Below are 18,927 nucleotides of genomic sequence, written 5' to 3'. Positions count from 1 at the left end.
TACAGCCGGCCCGCACATAGGCGTATCCTGGTGATCGCTGACTTTATACAAGGTCAGGAAAATGCTGCCGTTGCCCCGGCAACCCTGAACACCGTTGCTGCTGCCGCGAAAATCGGTGGCGACATTCACGTGCTGGTGGCCGGTGCCGGTGTTGGCGCTGTGGCCGAAGCCGCTGCAAAAATTGCTGGCGTTGCCAAGGTACTGGTTGCCGATAACGCAGCCTATGCCCACCAACTGCCGGAAAATCAACAAGGACGAAGAAGCGCCGATCTTCCAGGTGGCCGATTACGGCCTGGTGGCTGACCTGTTCGAGGCCGTGCCGGAACTGGAACGGCTGGTTTGATCCTGGCCTTGGGGTAATTAGAGGCCCTGCGGGCCTCATCGCTGGCAAGTCGGATCGCCGCACCGCAGCTCCCACAGTAGTCCGGTGTACGTAATACCTCTGTGGGAGCGGGCTTGCCCGCGATCGGCCGCGCAGCGGCCGAATGCAACGTTGACATTGCAAGGGAGCCCCTGCGGGACTCCAGCGCAGCCTGGCGGCAGCGGCTACAAATGCTCTGCAGAACTCGTTCCGGCCAGGACTGCCACGCTGCTGTGCAACAGATGGGTCAGTTCGGTGTGCCGGGTGACGCCGGCCTTGGCGTAGATAGAGCGCAGGTGCGTCTTCACCGTGTTGCGCCGGATGTTCAACCGCGCGCCTGCTTCATCCAGTGAATGACCGTGGGCCAGTTGGAGCGTCAGCTCGGCTTCGGTGGGGGTGAAGCCGAACAGCTGGCGCAGGGTCTGCTGCTGGACACAGGCCTTGCGCTCCGGGTTGCGCAGGTAGACCACCAATGCGGGCAGGCGACTTTGCGGGCCTTCCGGGCGCGGCAGGCTCTGTACCACAACGCCGAGGCTGCCACCGCTCAATGGCCGCTTCAGGGTAATGGCTTCGGCGATTTTCGGCCCCGGTTGCAGGCGTTTTTCCTGAACTTGCCCGATCAGCCGCTGCAAGGCATGGTCGTCGCGATTGCAGGCGGCCTGCAGGCTGCCGTCCACCAGTCTGAGACCATCGTCCTCGGCGAGCAGCTCTCTGGCGGTTTCATTGATTTCCAGCACTCTGCGGTTGTCGTCGAGAATCAATGTACCGATCTGCAGGCGCTCCACGGCCGTGGCGTAGAGCTGGCATTCTGCCTCGCTGCGCTTGAGCTGACTGCGCAGGCCCACTGCCCGTCGCAAGTGCGGCAGCAGGCGCGTGCACAGCGCCTTGTCCTCCCTATTGAAGGCTTCGTCCCGGCGTGGACGGCAAATGCGCAGGCGGCACTCGCTGCCGTCGGTGCTGCGCAGGTCTGCGCCCATGATGTGGAAAACGTCCAGCGGTGCGTTGAATTGCTGGTAGAAGGCGGAGTTCAGCCAGCGCTCCTCGCCGAGAATTTCCGCCACCGTGTGCACTTCGCCTGGCGGCAGCCCGACAAAGGGGTCAAGGGCATAGTAAGTGCTGGCATAGGCGCCGACCGCCCAGGTGGAAACGGTGCCGGCATTGACCATGAAACCGGGATCTTCGGCCGTGGAAGGGCGCAGGATCAGCGTCACGTAGCTGGCTTGCAAACTGCTGCGCAGCTGTTCGAGGCTCTGTTGCCAGGGCAACGCTTCGCTGGGGCCTTCATAGATCAACTCGATAATGTGACAGAGCTCATCGAGCGAGACATCGGCGGTGTACATAGGTGTCGCCCATCCTGGGGGCCACGGATTTCGTGGCTTTTGCTCAAGACTCGCGCGCCGGGATGTGGCGGACATCGTTCAAACGGAGGATGCGTCACACGTCGGCACGTGCAAGTTACCCGAGTCACCCTTGGGGGTTAGTCCAGCGCGGGGATGTGGGGTGCTGCTGGCTGGGAGGATAGTTCGCCTCGACATCCTTCACCTTCAGGAGAGCAGCATGGAAATGTCGAGCACCGCTCTGATCCCTGTATTGGCACGACGCTACGCCCGCGGCTGGCACTGCCTGGGCCTGGCCGCCGACTACGCGGATGGCAAGCCCCACCCACTCAACATCTTCGGCACCCGCCTGGTGGCCTATCGCGACGAGGCGGGCGCGCTGCACATACTCGACGGCTACTGCCCGCACATGGGCGCCGACCTGAGCAAGGGCGAAGTCCAGGGCAGTACCCTGGTCTGCCCCTTCCATCACTGGCAGTGGGGCAGCGATGGCAAGTGTGCATCGATTCCCTACTGCAAACGCATTCCGCCACGGGCGCGGGTCAAGGCCTGGCCGACCCTGGTGCAGAACAAGTTGCTGTTCGTCTGGCACGACGCGCAAGGCGACGCACCGGACCCGCTGGTGGAGATCCCGCGCATCGAAGCCTGCTTCTCCACGGACTGGACCGACTGGATGATGCGCAAGATGGTGATCCAGACCAGCTGCCGCGAACTGGTGGACAACCTTGCCGACGCCGCTCATTTCGGCCCGGTGCACGGATCGCCTGCCAGCTACTTCTGCAACACCTTCGATGGCCATATCGGCCGGCAGATGTTTCACGGCGAGGAGAGTGAGCTGCTCGGCAGCGGCCTGCGCGCCGACAGTGCCTACTTCGGCCCCGCCTATCACGTTACCCGGATGACCGCCCGCGCAGGGGAGCAGACGATCGATACCCTGCTGCTCAACTGCCATGTGCCCATCGACCACAACAGCTTCGAGCTGCGCTACGCCATCAAGGTGCGCAAGAACCCGGCGCTCGACGAGGCGGCCAACCAGGACATCGCCCGGGGCTATGCCGAACAGGCACACACGTCGTTCTTCCAGGACGTGGAGATCTGGCACAGCAAGACCCGCATCGACAAGCCGCTGCTCTGCGAGGGCGATGGGCCGGTCTACCAGCTGCGTGAGTGGTACGAGCAGTTTTATACCGACGTCGCCGAACTGCCCGCGCCACGCATGAAGGTTTTCGAAAGCAAGGGCGGTATCTGGCGCCAGCTCGATGAGGTGCCTGAACAGGCCCGCAGCGAACTGCACCTGATCTGAGCGACGTACAAAAACAACAATCAGTGGAGACAAACGGGTATGAGGCTCAAACATAAAGTTGCGCTGGTAACCGGGGCGGGATCGGGGATGGGGCGTGCGACCGCCGCACTGTTCGCTGCCGAAGGCGCCAGTGTGGTGCTTGCGGACATCGACCAGACCGCGGCGCAGCAAACGCTGCAGATGATCGACGGGCGCGGCGACTGCCTGGCAGTGGGCTGCGATATCGCCGACAGCGAGTCAGTCAGGCGAATGTTTGCGGAAGTCGAACGGCGCTACGGCCGCCTCGATGTGCTGGTCAACAACGCGGGGCTGGGGCAGGTGCCCGGTGATGGCTTCGAGCTTTACCAGCAGCGCCTGGCCCAGCGCGGCGAGCAATTGGCGGCAGGCAGAGAGCCCGAGGTGTTCACCGACATGATCGTCGACCTCACCGACGCCGGCTGGCAGCGGATCGTGGACATCAATTTGAACGGCGCCTTCTACTGCAGCCGCGCCGCAGTGCGCCTGATGATCGCCTGCGCCAGCAAGGGCTCGATCATCAATATCGCCAGCCTGTCCGCGCTCAGTGGCGAGGGGCCGCTGTCCTACTGCGCGTCCAAGGCCGCCTTGCTCGGCATGGGCAAATGCCTGGCCCGTGACCTGGGGCCGCGCGGCATCCGGGTCAATACCATCTGCCCGGGGCCGACCCGCACGCCGATGATGCAGTCTATCTCCGAGGAGTGGGCTCGTGCCCTGCAGCAAGCCATCCCCCTGGGACGCCTGCTCGAACCTGAAGAAATCGCCCGTACCTGCCTGTTCCTGGCCAGTGACGACTCCAGTTGCTTTACCGGACAAACCCTGGCCGCCAGTGGCGGCATGTTGATGCATTGAGAGGACAGTAACCATGAATGGAAGATTGCAAGGCAAGGTGGCGCTGATCAGTGGCGCCGGAACAGGTATCGGCGCCGCAGCGGCGCAATTGTTCGCAGCCCAGGGCGCCCGGGTGATGCTCTGCGGGCGCAGGCGCGAACCCATCGAGACGATGGCGGCGAAGATTCGCGAGCAGGGCGGGGAGGCCGACTGGGTGCAGACTGACGTCACCGACGAGCAGGCGGTGGAGCGGGCGGTGGCCAGGACCCTGGAGCGCTTTCGTCGCCTGGATGTCATGGTCAATAACGCGGTGAACTACACCTGGGGGCCGTTGGCGCAACTGAGCACCGAGGACTGGCACAAGAGCCTGCGCGGCAGCCTCGACGTGGCCTTTTTCGGCACACGGGCAGCCATGCGCGCGATGCAGGGTCGGGGCGGTTCGATCATCAACATGGGCTCGGTGGCCGGCTTGCTCGGCAGCCCCGGCCTGAGCGCCTACGGTGCGGCCAAGGCCGGTGTCATCAATTTCAGCCGCGCCGTCGCCCTGGAAGGGGCTGCCGACAGGATCCGGGTCAATGTGGTGATCCCCGGGATTGTCTGGAGCGAGGGCACGCGCGAGGCCATGCAAAGCGAACAGATGATCGCCGCCACCGCGCGGGCCGTGCCGCTGGGGCGTATCGGCGAGCCCGAGGAGGTCGCCAACGCCATCCTCTTCCTCGCCTCGGACGAGTCTTCCTACATCACTGGGCAAAGCCTGATCGTCGATGGTGGCAAGACCTGCGAACTCAATGTGGGCGCTACCGATTACACCTCGCAAACCTCCAGTGAATACCGGGCAACCCAAGGGGATCTGAACCTGTGAACACGCTATTGAATTCACCTGCAAGCCCGGTAGTCATCACCGGCGGCGCCTCCGGCATCGGTGCGGCGAGCGCTGCGGCGCTGGCTGCAGTCGGCCGCCCGGTGGCGATCTGGGACCTGTTCGAGGACAAGGCGCAAGCAGTCGCTGCCCGGCTCGCCGAGCAGCATGCCGTGCCGTGCCTGGGCATCGGCATCGATCTGCGCGACCCGGACGCGATTGCCCCGGCACTGGTCAGGACCCGCGCCGAGCTGGGCGCGCCAGGCGCCCTGGTGCATGCCGCCGGAGTGGTCGACCAGAGTGGCCTGGAGCAGCTCTCGGCGCAGAGCTGGGACCAGGTGCTGAACGTCAACCTGCGCGCCATGGCCCTGTTGGTGCAGGCCATGCTGCCGGATCTGCGCGCCAATCCCGGTGCCGCAGTGGTGGGTATCGCCTCGATCAACGCCACCCTGGGCAATGCCCTGATCCCAGCCTACAGCGCATCCAAAGGGGGCCTGCTGTCGCTGGTACGGTCCCTGGCCGACGCCTTGAGCGGCGATGGCATCCGTATCAACTCGGTGTCGCCCGGGCAGATCCTGACGCCGATGCTGGAGCCGGTGGTGGCCGCCCATCCCGGGCAGTTCGAGCGTCGCATCCTGCTCGGCCGGCTCGGCCAGGCGCACGAGGTCGGCCGCGTGGTGCGCTTCCTGCTGTCGGATGAAGCCAGCTACATCAACGCTGCAGAGATCCTTGTGGACGGCGGCAATATTTCTTCGCAACGCTGAGCCGACGGGAGCGCAATGATGAACGAACAAACAGTGCAGGAGCGCCTCGACCGCCTGGAGTCGCTGGAAGAAATCCGCATGCTGCCGGCCAAGTACGCCCTGGCCCAGGACATGCGCGACCTCGACGCCTGGGTCGGGTTGTTCCCCGAAGACGTCAAGGTGGGCAAGGACAGGGTCGGCCGCAGCCACCTCAAGGCCTGGATCGACGAGACCCTGCGCCAGCAGTTCAGTACCACCTCGCACCATATCGGCGGTCATATCATCGAGTTCAAGGACCGGGACAATGCCAGCGGCGTGGTCTATTCGAAGAACGAGCACGAGACCGGGCCCGAGTGGGTGATCATGCAAATGCTCTACTGGGATGACTACCAGCGCATCGACGGGCGCTGGTACTTCCGCCGTCGCCTGCCGTGCTACCTGTATGCGTGCGACCTGAACAAGCCCCCGATCGGCGAACGGAAGATGCGCTGGCCGGGCAGGGAACCCTACGAGGGTTCCTGGCACGAGCTATGGCCGAGCTGGAAGGCGTTCTGGAACGCCAAGCCCGACGACGCGCTGCCAGAGGTCGCTGAACCTGCGCCTCTGGATACGTTCCTCGAGCGCATGCGCCGTGGCTCCGCCGCGCCGCGAGTGAGGGTTCGTTGATGGCGTCTGCGCAGAGCAAACTATTCGAGCCCCTGCAGTTGGGCGAACTGCGCCTGGCCAACCGTATCGTCATGGCGCCGATGACCCGCAGCCGTGCCGACGCCGATGACGCGCCGACCGAGCTGCATGCGGCCTACTACGGCCAGCGCGGCAGCGCCGGCCTGATCATCGCCGAAGGCACCTACCCGAGTGTGGACGGCAAGGGCTATTGCCGTACCCCCGGTATCGTCACGCCACGCCAGGTCGAGGCCTGGCGTCAGGTCACCGGCCCGGTGCGCGAGGCGGGCGCCAGCATGGTGCTGCAACTGATGCACGTGGGCCGGGCCGCCAGCCGGCACAACAAGCCCGAGAGCGCCGAGACCATCGCCCCCTCGGCCATTGCCGCACAGGGCAGCCTGTACAGCGACAGTCACGGCATGGTGCCAATGGACATGCCGCGAGCCCTGCACGGTCATGAAATAGCCAGGGTGATCGAGGACTACCGCCAGGCCGCGCTCAATGCCCGGGCGGCAGGTTTTGACGGCGTGGAACTGCACTGCAGCAGCGGCTACCTGCCGATGCAGTTCCTGCTGGCCTGCAGTAACCAGCGTCAGGATGGTTATGGCGGTTCCTTGTCCAAACGCATCCGCTTCACCGTGGAATGCCTGGAGGCCCTGGCCGGGGCCATTGGCGCTGGGCGGGTCGGCCTGCGCATCTGCCCGGCCAACCCCTACAACGACATGCAGGACGACGACCCGGTCGCGACCTATGGCGCGTTGCTCGATGCCGTGAATCCCCTCGGCCTGGCGTATGTGCAGGTGAGCCGTTCGCCGCAAGCGGATCTGGACGCCTTCGCCCTGGTACGTCGCCACTTCAGCGGCCCGTTGATTGTCAACGACGGTTTCGACGGTCGCAGTGCTGTCCAGGCCCTGGACGATGGGGTAGGCGATGCCGTGTCCTTCGCCCGTCACTTTATCGCCAACCCCGACCTGGTGGCGCGCCTGCGTGAACACGCGCCGCTCGCCGCATTCGATCGCGCCACCCTCTATACCAGCGGCGCGCGCGGCTTCACCGACTATCTCACCCACCCGCAGGATGGCCGGCCATGAGTTCGTCAAGTGCCAAACCACACACCCTGGCGGCAATGCTGGCCCTGGCGGCCCGCACCCACGACCAGCGCATCGCGATAGAAGAGCAGGGGCTGCAGATCTCCTATGCCGAGCTCTACCGCCTGAGCCGCCAGGCCGGGCGCGCTTTGCTGGCCCTGGAGGTCCAACCGGGAGATCGAGTCGCCATCTGGGCGCCCAATTGTCACCAATGGATAGTCGCGGCCCTCGGCTGTCTGCTGGTCGGTGCAGTCCTGGTCCCCTTGAACACCCGCCTGAAAGCTTCCGAGGCCGCCGATATCCTGGGGCGCAGCAGCGCAGGGCTGTTGTTCAGCGTTGGCGAGTTTCTCGGCACCTACTACCCCGACCAACTGCTCGGCCAGACGCTTCCGCACTTGCGGCGGACCATTGTGCTGGAGCAGGCGCGGGTCGAGGCCAGTGGCTGGCAGGCGTTTCTCGCCCTTGCCGAACAGGTGTCCGAGTCGGTGCTGGACCAGCGCATCGCTACCCTGGACGCCGACACTCTGTGCGACCTGATGTTCACCTCAGGCACCACCGGCTACCCCAAGGGCGTGCTCTGCGCCCAGGGCCAGAACCTGCGGCTGTTCGACAGCTGGAGCGAGATCGTCGGCCTGCAGGCCGGCGACCGCTATCTGATTGTCAGCCCGTTCTTCCACAGCTTCGGCTTCAAGGCAGGTTGGCTCGCGGCGCTGGTCAGCGGGGCGACCATCCTGCCTCAGCGAACCTTCGATGCCGAAGCCGTGCTGCAGCGGGTCGAGCGCGACCGGGTGACGTTCCTGCCCGGACCGCCGACACTGTATATCGCCATGCTGGACCACCCGCGGCGCAGGGATTTCCATCTCTCCTCGTTGCGCGTGGCGGTCACCGGCGCGGCGTCGGTACCGCCCGTGCTGATCCAGCGGATGTGCGAAGAGTTGGGTTTCGAGAGCGTTATTACGGCCTACGGTCTCACCGAATGCTGCGGGTTGGCCACGGTCTGCAGGCCCGGGGATGATCTGCAGACCATTGCCGGCACCTGCGGCCGCCCCCTGGACGGTATCGAAATTCGTTGCGTGGATGCCCAGGGACAACGGCTACCGAGCGGGCAGCCGGGCGAAGTGCTGATTCGCGGCTACAACCTGATGCAAGGTTATTTCGACGATGCCCAGGCCAGTGCCGATGCCATCGATGAACAGGGTTGGCTGCACACGGGGGACGTGGGCGTGCTCGACGAGCGCGGTTACCTGCAGATCACCGATCGGCTCAAGGACATGTTCATCGTCGGTGGTTTCAATTGCTACCCGGCAGAAGTGGAACGCCTTCTCATGGAACACGAGGCGATCGCCCAGGTCGCTGTCATTGGCGTTGTCGACACCCGGCTGGGGGAAGTGGGCAAGGCCTATTTGGTTGCACGCCCGGACGCCGCCATCACGGCCGACGCCTTGATCGAGTGGTGCCGCCAGCGCATGGCCAACTACAAGGTGCCGCGCAGTGTGGAGTTCGTCACCGAGTTACCGCTCAATGCCGCGGGCAAGGTGGCCAAGAACACCTTGCACGCGACAGCACAGCGCGTAGCGGTTACCTGAGAGCGGCGCTCAGCCCCGCCTGGCGTCCGAAGAAGGTAGCGTCAGCCAGCGACATGCCGGAACTATAGCCACCGCCCCAGCGGGGTAGCCCGCAGGCGGTGCGCCCGGCTGCATACAGGCCGTTGATGGGGTCACGCTTCTCGGTCAGCACCTGGCCCGTCGGCAGCGTGTCCAGCCCGCCCAGGGTGAAGTGCGGATAGAAGGCATAATCGACTCGGCAATCCAGCGCGACGAAGGGCGGCTCAATGAGTGGCTTGAGCCATTTTTCGGCTTTGTGGAACAGGGGATCCTTGCCTTCGGCCGCGTGACGGTTGAAGAGGGCGACGGTTTCGACCAACGCGCCCTCGGGCAAGCCGAGATCGTGCTCTACCTCTTCCCAGGTCTCTCCGGCGGCGGCAATGTCGATGCGGGTCATTTCCGTCGGTGGCGAGTAGGACGCGTTGTCGACGAGCAGATAAATCCGATCGCCCGTTTGCCGCATAATGTGATGGCCGATGCGTCCGTGATAGCAGTCTTCGTTGATGAAGCGCTGGCCGCGCTCATTGACGAAAATGCCTTTTACCAGGGATTCGGGGGCGTAGAACGGCAGGCTCTGGAAAGCCTCGTCCATGTGAATCGCTGCGGCCCCCACGCTCATGCCCAGGAGGATCCCCGTGCCGTCGTCCCCGGGTGTTCCAATTGGGTCATCGGAACGCAGCAGGAGCGGCGCGTGGCGCTTGACCATGTCACGGTTCATCGCGAAGCCGCCGGCGCACAGGATGACGCCCTTGCGGGCCCGTACAAAGCGGATCTGGCCGTCGGTTCGCACGACAACCCCCTGGACGTTGCTGGCGTCATCGGCTACCAGGCTGAGCACCCGGCTGTCGTAGCGAATGTCCACGCCCAGTTGCTCGACGCGAGCGGCCAGGGTGTCCATCAGCATGCGTCCGCCGCCCCAGCCGGTCCACTGTGGGGTATGTCCGCGGGGGCAGGGTTTGGCCTTTTCCGAGAACGGCCAGGCTTCTTCGCTGCCGGACCAGATCAGGCAGTCGTCGGTCTCCGGCTCCAGCATTTTTTCCGGCAGGAACGTGTTCTTGTACGTGACCCCTTGTGCCACCAGCCACTCATAGTGGCCAAGACTGTTTTCTGCATACAGGCGCACTTTCGACTCGTCGGCGTCGACGCCACCGGCCATCATCAGGTAGCGGAACAGGTCTTCGGTGTCGTCGTGAAAGCCGGCCTGTCGCTGGGCAGGGGTGCCGCCATTGCCGCCAAGATAGATTTCGCCTCCGGATAAAGCGCTGGTGCCGCCGTTGCCGGAGGCCGCCTCCAGAAGCGTCACGGCAGCGCCGGCACTGGCGGCTTCGATGGCGGCGCAAGCGCCTGCCGCACCAAATCCGACGATGACGACATCGGTTTCAGTATCCCACTGGGGGACCTGGTGGGGGCGACAGGGGTGTGAAACGGAGAAACTGGATGACATGTATACCGTCCTTTTTCTTGTAATTTTCAGGCAACATTCCGCTGAACCGGGGCGGTCAAGGCATGAAGTCGCCGCCATTGGCGTCGAGTGCCGCGCCAGTGATGGCGTTGGCGTAGTCGGACACCAGGAACAACGCCGCCCTGGCGCAGTCGTCGTCGGTCGGCATGCGTCCGAGCGCGATGTTGGCGGTGATCGGCGCGATGATCTGCGCTTGCGGCACGTTGTGCTCGGCCGCGGCATGCTCGACATAGCCCTGCACCGGCGCGCCCCACATCCAGCCCATATAGACGCTGTTGGCGCGAATACCGTATTGCCCCAGTTCCCTGGCCAGGTATTTGACGGCCACCGCGAGCGCGCCTTTGGAGGCGGCATAGCCGGATTCGCCAGGAAAGGGTTTGCGCGTGGCCTGGGTGTTGATCATGACGATCGCGCCGAAGCCCTGCTTTTTCATGTGTGGCACGACTTCCTGGGTCAGGTTCATGGTGCCGATCACGTTGGTGTCGAAGACCTCGCGCCAGACATCCAGATCGGCGCCCTCGACCTGCTCGGGGAAATTGCCATGGACAAAGGCGCTGTTGACCAGGGCGTCGATCCGGCCGAAGCGGGCGATGGCCTGGTCCGCCAGGTGTTTGCACTGGGCCTTGTCGGTAATGTCGGTCACCACCTTCAGCACCTGGCAGTCGGTGCCCAGTTCGAGGATGCGCCGTTCTGCCTCATCCAGTTTCGCCGCAGTCCGTGCGCCGAGCACGACCGCGTGTGCGCCTTCCTGTGCGGCATGGATCGCAAGCTTGACCCCCAGCCCCGGACCAATACCCGACACCACCACAACCTTGTTTCGCATTAGCATTGATATGCCCCTGTGAGAGTGATTCGTTCGCAGGGTCATCATATGAACGGACTGAAAGCACGCTCTTCGTCCGACTGGACTATTCACGGGGATATGACGGCTCGCGCGCGTCAGCGGGCGCAGGATCTCTTTGTACGCCCCTGTATCCCACCAGAACAGAGACACAGGGGCATACAAATCACCCACCACCCGACACATTGCCGACACAGGCACCCGCTCAAATACCCCCATCGCCGGCGCGTCCGGCTCGAAGCCTTCGGGAGTCCGTCATGAAAACCTGTCTCGCTATCGCATCCACCAGCGCAGTGCTGGTCAGCCTGTTCGCGTTCGCTTCCCCGTCCTACGCGCAAAATGCGCAGATGGCGGGCGTCACCCGCACCGATCTGCAGCGGCACGCGCTGTCCGTCCCCGGACGCGAGGTGGTCCAGGTGCGCGTCGATATCGCCCCCGGGGTAGTGGCGCCCAAACACAACCACCCGGGCGAAGAGATCGTCTATGCAATCGAAGGCGAAATGGAGTATCGGATCGAGGGCCAGCCGCCGGTGACGCTCAAGCCCGGGCAGGTTCTGTTCATTCCCGCCGGAGCCAAGCACGAGGTGACGAACGTCGGCAGCGGCAACGCGGCGGAGCTCGCCACCTATATCGTCGAGCAGGGCAAGCCGCTCGTTGTGCTGGACAAGTGAGCGCCCAGGCAGGAGTCCCTTCGACATGACCCAGTGCGATCCATGGAGTTGAAACCGAATCGTCATAAAACACTGCTGTTATAAAAAGGCGTGTTAATCAAACCAATACGGGGAGCAGGTTATGCCTGACAAATTCCGGGTTTTGTTTGTTTGTGCAAAAAATGACGCCCGTTCGCTGATCGCCGAAGCACTGCTGAAACACACGGACTCCGAGCACTTCGAAGCCTTCAGCGCCGGCCTTGAGGCCGGTGAGGTCGACCCCCGCGCGCTGGAGTCTCTCGATCACATCGGCATCGACACCACGGGACTATGCAGTAAAGGCATGGATGAGTTCGAGGGCCAGCCATTCCATTATGTGATTACGCTTTGTGACAAGTCGTCCGAGGAAGCTGCACGGATGCCCACCTCGGACGAGGTGATCGCATGGAGTTTCGAAGATCCGGTGACCAGTGAAAGGCATGATCCCTTCCGTCATGCTGTACAGGAAATCCACGATCGCATCAAAATGTTCATTACCGTGAAGACCCGGCAGTGACGCTCGGGGGCTATCTGCGTGCTCTAGCCCAAGCCCATGAGCAGCAATACCAATGGCTTCTGCTAGGCTCAATAACGTCTATTCGATGAACCCCCCACGCAGGAGCGATCAGAGCACAAAGCGCCAGGTCTGGCTGCATTGCCTGCGCCATGGCGGCGCTTCCAATCGACGGCGTGACGCGTGCCTGTCGCGGGGCGGCGAGACGCTTTGCGGAAAATGTGCCCATGCCCCCATTCGTCCAGAACCATCCGCTTGTCATCAGTGTGGTCTTGCTGCTGCTCGACGTGCTGGCGTGGCGGATGATTCCTGCCAGCCGTCAAATCTGGAGTGCATCGACCCGTCTATTGTTGTTCGTGCTTTACAGCGCGGTGATTTTCCAGGCGGGCATGGGGCCGACGAATCCGCCACCCTTCACGGACGACACCCAGAACCTGGTAGCCACCATACTGGAGATCATCTGGTGGCTGTTCGGTGCACGTACACTGACAGTGGTCATCAGCCTGCTCATGCCGCGCATAGGCCACGCCGGCCGGCTGTTTCAGGATGTGCTGGGGGCCTTGATCTTTCTGGTTGCGATAGTGGCAGCGGCAACCTATGTATTGGATCTTCCGGTCAAGGGATTGCTGGCCACTTCGGGGATCATGGCCATCGTCATCGGCCTGGCGCTGCAGAGCACCCTCAGCGATGTGTTTTCGGGCATTGTGCTGAACATCACCAAACCCTATCTACTGGATGACTGGGTCAGCATCGAAGATACCGAAGGCAAGGTGATCGAGATCGATTGGCGGGCAACGCATCTGCTCACCAGTCAGGGCAGCACAGTGGTGATTCCCAACTCGTTGGCCGCCAAAACCAAGGTGCACAATTTCAGCCGGCCCATTGATATCAATGGCGTGACCATCCATTTGAGCGTGCCTGTCCAGGTACGACCGCGCCTGGTACTGGACGCTCTGGAAAAGGCTATGCAGGGGATCGGCGCCTTGCTGCCCAACCCCAAGCCCAAGGTAACCATCAAAGGCTCGGATCTGGAATCAATGCAATATGAGGCCATCGGCTTCGTGCGCGCCGGGGAGAACAAGGCCGAAATCCGCAACCTGATGTATGACCTGGCCCATCGCCATCTGGAAGCATCCGGGATCGACTTTACCAGCGAGCCCGTAACCCGGCACCAGTCGTCACGCTTGCTGCTGGAGGAAATGAAGGTTTTTCGGGACCTCAGTACCGCAGAAAAGGAAAGCCTCAGCCAACATATGTCACCGCTGGCTTATTCCGCGGGCCAGGTTGTGCTTGATTATGGCGAGATCGCTGGCGGCCTTTTAGTGATTGGTACAGGTGTGGTCCGCGCAACGGTTCTCGAACAGGGCGACACGCTCGAGGCCGGCCGTCTGGGACCCGGTGATATCTTCGGAGAAGAAGGCGTGGCTGCCGAGGCTCCCTCGCTGGCCCGGTTCACGGCGCTGACGCCCTGCAAGATCTATCGCATCGATAAGGACATCATCAAAGGCTATCTGGAACAACACGTGGAGGTTTTAGCGGCCATCTCCAATCTGCGCCATCAACGCAGTCAACTCAGCGACTCGTTGTTGACGCCCAAGCCATCCCCAATCAAAAAGACCGGGTTTCTGCAATGGTGGCTAAAGCGGCGGCCATGAACTTCCTGCTTTTGTGGGCTATAAAGGAATCACGTGAATCGAGCCTGAGACTGTTCAAGCACGGTTTTCCCTTTGATGGAGGGTCTTGATGAGCCGCAAGGGGAGGGACGCCAGAACTTGGCGGGGGAGCCTTGTTCTGCTGACTCTGGCACTCCCGGCCTGTTCCAACGCGCCATCGGTGCCCGTGCTGGGGGCCTATTTCCCCGACTGGCTGTTCTGCATCCTCGGTGCCGTGCTGCTGGCCTTGCTTGTCCATACGTTGCTGATTCGGCGCGGTTTTGGGGCCTGGCTGGGGCCACCGGCGCTGGCTTACCCCGTGCTGACCGCGCTGTTTGCCCTGAGCGCCTGGCTGCTGTTCTTCCAGGCCTGACCGGGAGTCGCCCACCATGAGCGAGAATGCTGTGAAGACGCCGCCCCGGCGCGTCCTGATCCTGGTGCTGCTGGGGCTGACTCTGGTACTGCTGGTGTGGGTGATCTGGCGTCTCGACAACGCTCCGCGCACCGATGACGCCTATGCCTACGCCGACACCATAAATGTCACCCCCGAGGTGAGCGGCAGTATCGTCGAGCTGCCGGTGCACGAGAACCAGCAGGTGAAGCAGGGGGATGTGCTCCTGCGCATCGATGCACGGCCCTACCAGGACGTCCTGGACCAGGCCCAGGCGTCATTGCACGCGCTGAACCAGGAAATTATCCTCAGCCAGCGCCAGGTCGACGCCCAACAGTTCAACTCTGACGCAGTGAAGGCCAGCCTCGAGCGCGCCAAGGCCACTTCCGCTCAGACCGCGGACACCCTGCGACGCATGGAGCCGCTGCTGGCGCCCGGTTATGTCTCCGAGGAGCAGGTGGACCAGGCGCGTACCGCCGCCAGGAGCACCCGTGCCGAGCTGAACGCAGCACAACTACAGGCCAAACAGGCCGCTGCCGCGGTCAGTGGGGTTGACGCTCTGGTGGCCAGGCGTGCAGTGATCCAGGCACAAATCGCCCGCGCCGAACTGGACCTGGAGCACAGTGTTGTGCGCGCGCCCTTCGACGGACGCATCGTCGGCCTGACGACTTCCGACGGCCAGTTTGCCGCCGCCGGGCATCCTCTGTTCAGTCTGATCGATACGCGGCGCTGGTACGTGGTGGCGAATTTTCGCGAGACCGAGCTGGACAACATCCACACCGGCAGCCGCAGCACGCTCTATCTGATGAGCGACAGCGGGCGCGCTTTCAGCGGTACCGTAGACTCCATTGGCTTCGGCGTCTTCCCCGACGATGGCGGTGCCCAGGTCAGCGGTCTGCCGAGGGTCGCGCGAACCATCAACTGGGTGCGGGTGGCGCAGCGCTTCCCGGTGCGCATCCGCGTCGATCAGCCCGACCCGCAGTTGTTCCGCATCGGCGCATCGGCGGTGGCGGTGATCCACGCCGACAGCGACGAAGGCGAGCCACAGTGACTGCCGTGGATAGTTGGCCCGACCGTCTATGGCGCTTCCTCCGCGCGGAGCTGGCGGACTTTCCCGGGCGCGGTAACGCGCTGTTGCGCAATCTTGTGGCCTGTACGCTGGTCATCGTTGTCTCGATGAGCCTGGAAGTGCCATTGCTGGCGCTGTCGCTGATCATGGTGTTCTTCGTCAGCCAGAGCAACGTGGTCCTGACGAGGATGGCCGGTACCCTGTTCATCATTAGTGCGACCCTCGCGATCGGTATCGCCATCCTCCTGCTCAAGTTCACCTATGGTTACCCGCTGCTGCGCATCCTCTGCACCAGCGTGGTGTTCCTCGCCAGCATGTTCGGTATGCGCGCCACGCGCCTTGGCCCGTTGTTCTTCCTGGTGGCCATCGTCACCATTTACGTGCAGAGCCTGGTGGACCTCACTGCGCAGCCCGAGCTGCTGTTGCGCGCCTGCCTGTGGGTGTGGATGGCTGTGGTCTATCCGATCCTGGTGACCTTGCTGGTGAACACCTTGCTGCTGCCACAGGAGCCACAGCAGCAGTTGCGCGAGGCCATGCTGCGGCAGTTGACGCAGGTCCAGGCGCGTCTGGCCGCGCTGGCCGAGGGGCGCGCGCAGGCCTCGGGGATCAGCCCGACGGAGGTGCAGCAGGGCGTGCTCAGCCTGCACAAGCTGCTGAAGTTCGCCAGCATGCGCGATGCCGGCTACCGCGCCCGGGAAGTGCAGAATCTGGCATTGATCACATGCGTGTCGCGACTGTACGCCGCTGTATATTCCCTGAACGCGCCCGCAACGGACATCGAGGCACTGATGGCGTTGCGCCAGGATTGTGCGGCCCTGGCCTCGGCCATCAATGCCGATGCCGTGTCGCAGACGCCCCCCCTGCACAGCGAGGCCCTTGTGCGGTCGCTGGCGCCTGCGGCGCTGGAGGAGATGCGCGATGCCCTGCGCGCACTGGCCGCCAGCGAGCGCGTCCCCCCAGACGCGGGGGCCGGGGCTAAGGAGCCGCTGTTGGTGAGTGATGCCTTCAGCAATCCCAACTACCTGCGTTTTGCCTTCAAGAGCTGGCTGGCCGCAATGTTCTGCTATGTGTTCTACAACGCTGTGGACTGGCCGGGCATCCATACGGTGATGCTGACCTGCGTGATCCTCGCCCTGCCGAGCCTCGGCGCTTCGACCCAGAAGGGCCTGCTGCGCATCGGCGGGTGCCTGGTGGGGAGTACCCTGGCGCTGTTGTGCATGGTCTTTGTCATCCCGGGCATCGAAACGCTGGTCGGGCTGTTGGCCATGAGCCTGCCGGTCATCGGCCTCGGGGCCTGGGTAGCGGCGGGGTCCGAGCGCATCAGCTATGCCGGCCTGCAGATCGCGTTCTGCTTCGCCCTGGCCCTGCTCGAACAGTTCGGCCCGAGCATCGACCTTACGGAGATTCGCGATCGCCTGGTCGGCATCGTCCTCGGTGTGCTGGTCAGCACTTTGGTGCATGGTCTGATGTGGCCGGAAAGCGAGGGTGACAGCCTGCGTCGGCGCCTGGCCGCAGCCCTGCAGAGCATCGCCGGATTGTTGCGCGCACCGGCGCAGGTGCCAGCCGCGCCGGCAGACCCGCTGCACGGGCTGAGCCTGCGCAGCTGGAGTCAGCTCGCCGAATGCCAGGCCATGCTCGCGCGGGTGGCACTGGAGCCCGGCTGGCAACAGGGCGAGCATGAGCAACTGACGCTGTTTACCCAGACGCTGCTGGCCAAGGCGCGGGACATCCTCCTGCTCACCGGCCAGCTGCAACGTTACCGGGCGTTGCTCGATGCCCAGTTGCCAATGCCACTGCGCGCCTGGTTGGGCGAACATCAGGCGCGGCTGGGTGCCTGGCTGGAAAATTACGCGGCACGTCTGCAGGACCCGACGGTCGTGCCTGGTGGCCTTCCGCCACTCGATCCATCAACTGAGGTTGGGGCGGGTGGCGACGCGCTGTTGCGCAACCTGCAGGAGCTGCACCGTCTGCTGGATTCGCTGCCGGACTGGCAACACTTCGAGTATGGCGCGCTCGCGGAGCAGCACCCATGAGTGGCCGCACCCGTATTTGCGGGATAGCGGGCTTGATCCTGGCCCTCGGCGGTTGCGCGCTGATCCGCGAGGAGGGCGACCTGACGCAGCCGCGCGATCCGGTCGACATCCGCCTGGCCGATGATCTGCACCTGGCCCGCGAAGGTTGGCCCGAAGCGCGCTGGTGGACACGTTACCAGGACCCGCAGCTCGACCAGTTGATCGACATGGCCTTCGCCCAGGCGCCGAGCATCGCCATCGCCCGCAGTCATATCGACCAGGCCCGCGCCCAGGCGGACACAGTAAAATCGCTGACCGGCGTGCAGGTCGAGCTGATTGCCCTGGTCAACCGCGAGCATGTCTCCGCCAATGGCTTTCTTGGCCCCTTCGCCCGCAACGAGCCAGCCCTCGGCCTCACCGGGCCCTGGTACACCGAGGGTCTGGTGGGGCTTGGCGGCGTCTATCAACTCGATCTCTGGGGACGCCAGCGAGCGCAGGTGGACGCAGCCCTGGGTGTGCGCAATGCGCGTCAGGCCGAGGCAGCCTGGATCGAGCTGGAGGTGTCCAGCGGTGTGACCCTGCTGTATTTCCAGGTCCAGACTGCGCAGCAACTGCTTGCCGACCTGCAGCGCATGTCGGCCATCGCGGCCGAAGTGGTGGCCGCGCATCAGGCACTCATCCAGCGTGGGCTGGAGTCGCAGCCACAAAAGCAGCTGGCGCTGAGCAACCAGGCACTGATCGATCGTCAGATCGCCGCTCTGCGCAGCCAGACGCGGCAACTGCGCGAAGCCATGCGTGCGTTGATCGGCGTCGGCGCCGAAGTATCGCTGCCACTGGCACCACGCTCCCTGCCGGAGCATGCCTATGGGGTGCCGCAGAGCCTGGGCTATGAATTGCTGGCGCGTCGCCCGGACTTGCAGGCAATGCGCTGGCTGGTGCAGTCGTCCTATTCGAGCATCGATGCGGCCAAGGCGGCTTTTTACCCGAGTTTCGACATCAAGGCTTTCTTCGGTGCCGATGCCCTGCACATGGGTGACCTGTGGGACCACGGCAGCCGGCAGATCAACCTGATTCCGGGGATGACTCTGCCGATCTTCGACGGAGGCCGCCTCAATGCCGAACTGGCTGACGCCCGCAGCCTGAGCAACAGTCTGGTGCAGCAGTACAACCAGGCGGTGCTTGACGCCGTGCGGGATGTCGCCGTGGCCGGTAGCAAGCTCCAGGGACTGGAAGCGCAGGCGACGCTACAGCAGGCACGCATCGGCAATATGCGTTTCAACCGCGACAGCGCCGAGGCACATTACCGGCGTGGCCTGTTGGGCCGGGTCGCAGCGCTGGAAGCGAATCTGCCGCTGCTGGCCGAGCAGAGCAGTCTGGCCTTGTTGCAGGGGCAGCGTCTGGAAAGCGAGGTAGCGCTGATCAAGGCTTTGGGTGGCGGCTATCACGCTGATAATGCAACGGCAGCAATCGATGATTGATGTCTGACCCCGGCC

17 protein-coding genes and 1 pseudogene are annotated in these 18,927 nt (G+C 63.8%); 15 read left to right on the top strand and 3 right to left on the bottom strand.

Translation table 11 applies throughout. From position 1 onward, the window contains the following. Positions 1-24 precede the first annotated feature (24 nt). A pseudogene (locus tag F2S13_RS19210) lies at positions 25-246 on the top strand (adenine nucleotide alpha hydrolase family protein); the annotation flags it as partial. Positions 247-546: 300 nt separating this feature from the next. Here F2S13_RS19210 and F2S13_RS19200 read toward each other — a convergent pair. Next, a complete protein-coding gene (locus F2S13_RS19200) occupies positions 547-1,701 on the bottom strand; it encodes a helix-turn-helix transcriptional regulator (RefSeq protein ID WP_166363658.1) in 1,155 nt (384 codons plus the stop codon). A 223-nt stretch (positions 1,702-1,924) separates the two neighbouring features. Between F2S13_RS19200 and F2S13_RS19195 the strand changes: the two genes are divergently transcribed. From F2S13_RS19195 to F2S13_RS19165, 7 genes are read left to right on the top strand one after another with little or no spacing between them, the layout of a single operon-like run. Next, positions 1,925-3,001, top strand: coding sequence for a 3-ketosteroid-9-alpha-monooxygenase, oxygenase component (locus F2S13_RS19195; protein ID WP_218584003.1), 1,077 nt, complete (start codon positions 1,925-1,927; stop codon positions 2,999-3,001). Between the two features lie 39 nt (positions 3,002-3,040). Beyond that, entirely contained in the window at positions 3,041-3,868 is an 828-nt protein-coding gene (locus F2S13_RS19190) for an SDR family NAD(P)-dependent oxidoreductase (protein ID WP_166363654.1), read from the top strand. Between the two features lie 13 nt (positions 3,869-3,881). Next, positions 3,882-4,709, top strand: coding sequence for an SDR family NAD(P)-dependent oxidoreductase (locus tag F2S13_RS19185; RefSeq protein WP_166363652.1), 828 nt, complete (start codon positions 3,882-3,884; stop codon positions 4,707-4,709). Then, positions 4,706-5,470, top strand: coding sequence for an SDR family NAD(P)-dependent oxidoreductase (locus tag F2S13_RS19180; RefSeq protein WP_343047535.1), 765 nt, complete (start codon positions 4,706-4,708; stop codon positions 5,468-5,470). The genes F2S13_RS19185 and F2S13_RS19180 overlap by 4 nt, the downstream gene beginning before the upstream one ends. 18 nt (positions 5,471-5,488) lie before the next feature. After that, a complete protein-coding gene (locus F2S13_RS19175) occupies positions 5,489-6,115 on the top strand; it encodes a nuclear transport factor 2 family protein (protein ID WP_166363650.1) in 627 nt (208 codons plus the stop codon). Beyond that, complete coding sequence (locus tag F2S13_RS19170) at positions 6,115-7,203, top strand: alkene reductase (RefSeq protein ID WP_166363648.1); 1,089 nt, start codon at positions 6,115-6,117, stop codon at positions 7,201-7,203. Before F2S13_RS19175 ends, F2S13_RS19170 begins: the two co-directional genes overlap by 1 nt. Then, positions 7,200-8,786 carry a FadD3 family acyl-CoA ligase gene (locus tag F2S13_RS19165; RefSeq protein ID WP_166363646.1) on the top strand — a complete coding sequence of 529 codons (1,587 nt, stop codon included), beginning with the start codon at positions 7,200-7,202 and terminating at the stop codon, positions 8,784-8,786. The genes F2S13_RS19170 and F2S13_RS19165 overlap by 4 nt, the downstream gene beginning before the upstream one ends. On the opposite strand, the gene F2S13_RS19160 is transcribed toward F2S13_RS19165, so the two are convergent. Together F2S13_RS19160 and F2S13_RS19155 are read right to left on the bottom strand one after the other, a co-directional pair. Next, positions 8,779-10,248, bottom strand: a complete 1,470-nt coding sequence (locus tag F2S13_RS19160; protein WP_166363644.1) for an FAD-dependent oxidoreductase — start codon at positions 10,246-10,248, stop codon at positions 8,779-8,781. The genes F2S13_RS19165 and F2S13_RS19160 overlap by 8 nt on opposite strands. A 55-nt stretch (positions 10,249-10,303) precedes the next feature. Continuing rightward, positions 10,304-11,095 (bottom strand): SDR family oxidoreductase, encoded by a 792-nt coding sequence (locus F2S13_RS19155; RefSeq protein ID WP_166363642.1) that lies wholly within the window; start codon positions 11,093-11,095, stop codon positions 10,304-10,306. Positions 11,096-11,364: 269 nt separating this feature from the next. On the opposite strand from F2S13_RS19155, the gene F2S13_RS19150 reads away from it, so the two are divergent. From F2S13_RS19150 to F2S13_RS19120, 7 genes are all read left to right on the top strand, one after another. Further along, positions 11,365-11,778 carry a cupin domain-containing protein gene (locus tag F2S13_RS19150; RefSeq protein WP_166363640.1) on the top strand — a complete coding sequence of 138 codons (414 nt, stop codon included), beginning with the start codon at positions 11,365-11,367 and terminating at the stop codon, positions 11,776-11,778. Between the two features lie 121 nt (positions 11,779-11,899). After that, complete coding sequence (locus tag F2S13_RS19145; protein WP_166363638.1) at positions 11,900-12,313, top strand: arsenate reductase ArsC; 414 nt, start codon at positions 11,900-11,902, stop codon at positions 12,311-12,313. 224 nt (positions 12,314-12,537) lie between these two features. Continuing rightward, on the top strand, positions 12,538-13,965 hold the full coding sequence (locus tag F2S13_RS19140) for a mechanosensitive ion channel domain-containing protein (RefSeq protein WP_166363635.1): 1,428 nt from the start codon (positions 12,538-12,540) through the stop codon (positions 13,963-13,965). Between the two features lie 178 nt (positions 13,966-14,143). Next, on the top strand, positions 14,144-14,335 hold the full coding sequence (locus tag F2S13_RS29655) for a YtcA family lipoprotein (protein WP_343047534.1): 192 nt from the start codon (positions 14,144-14,146) through the stop codon (positions 14,333-14,335). Positions 14,336-14,351: 16 nt separating this feature from the next. Then, positions 14,352-15,404: a multidrug transporter subunit MdtN gene (gene mdtN / locus F2S13_RS19130; RefSeq protein WP_166363631.1), complete on the top strand. Its 1,053-nt coding sequence runs from the start codon at positions 14,352-14,354 to the stop codon at positions 15,402-15,404. Further along, entirely contained in the window at positions 15,401-17,455 is a 2,055-nt protein-coding gene (locus F2S13_RS19125; RefSeq protein WP_166363629.1) for an FUSC family protein, read from the top strand. The genes mdtN and F2S13_RS19125 overlap by 4 nt, the downstream gene beginning before the upstream one ends. Continuing rightward, positions 17,452-18,912: an efflux transporter outer membrane subunit gene (locus F2S13_RS19120; RefSeq protein ID WP_166363627.1), complete on the top strand. Its 1,461-nt coding sequence runs from the start codon at positions 17,452-17,454 to the stop codon at positions 18,910-18,912. The genes F2S13_RS19125 and F2S13_RS19120 overlap by 4 nt, the downstream gene beginning before the upstream one ends. Positions 18,913-18,927 lie beyond the last annotated feature (15 nt).

This window comes from Pseudomonas akapageensis, assembly GCF_011355085.1.
GTDB classification, from domain to species: Bacteria; Pseudomonadota; Gammaproteobacteria; order Pseudomonadales; family Pseudomonadaceae; genus Aquipseudomonas; species Aquipseudomonas akapageensis.
This window is presented reverse-complemented; position numbering and strand designations above follow the sequence as displayed.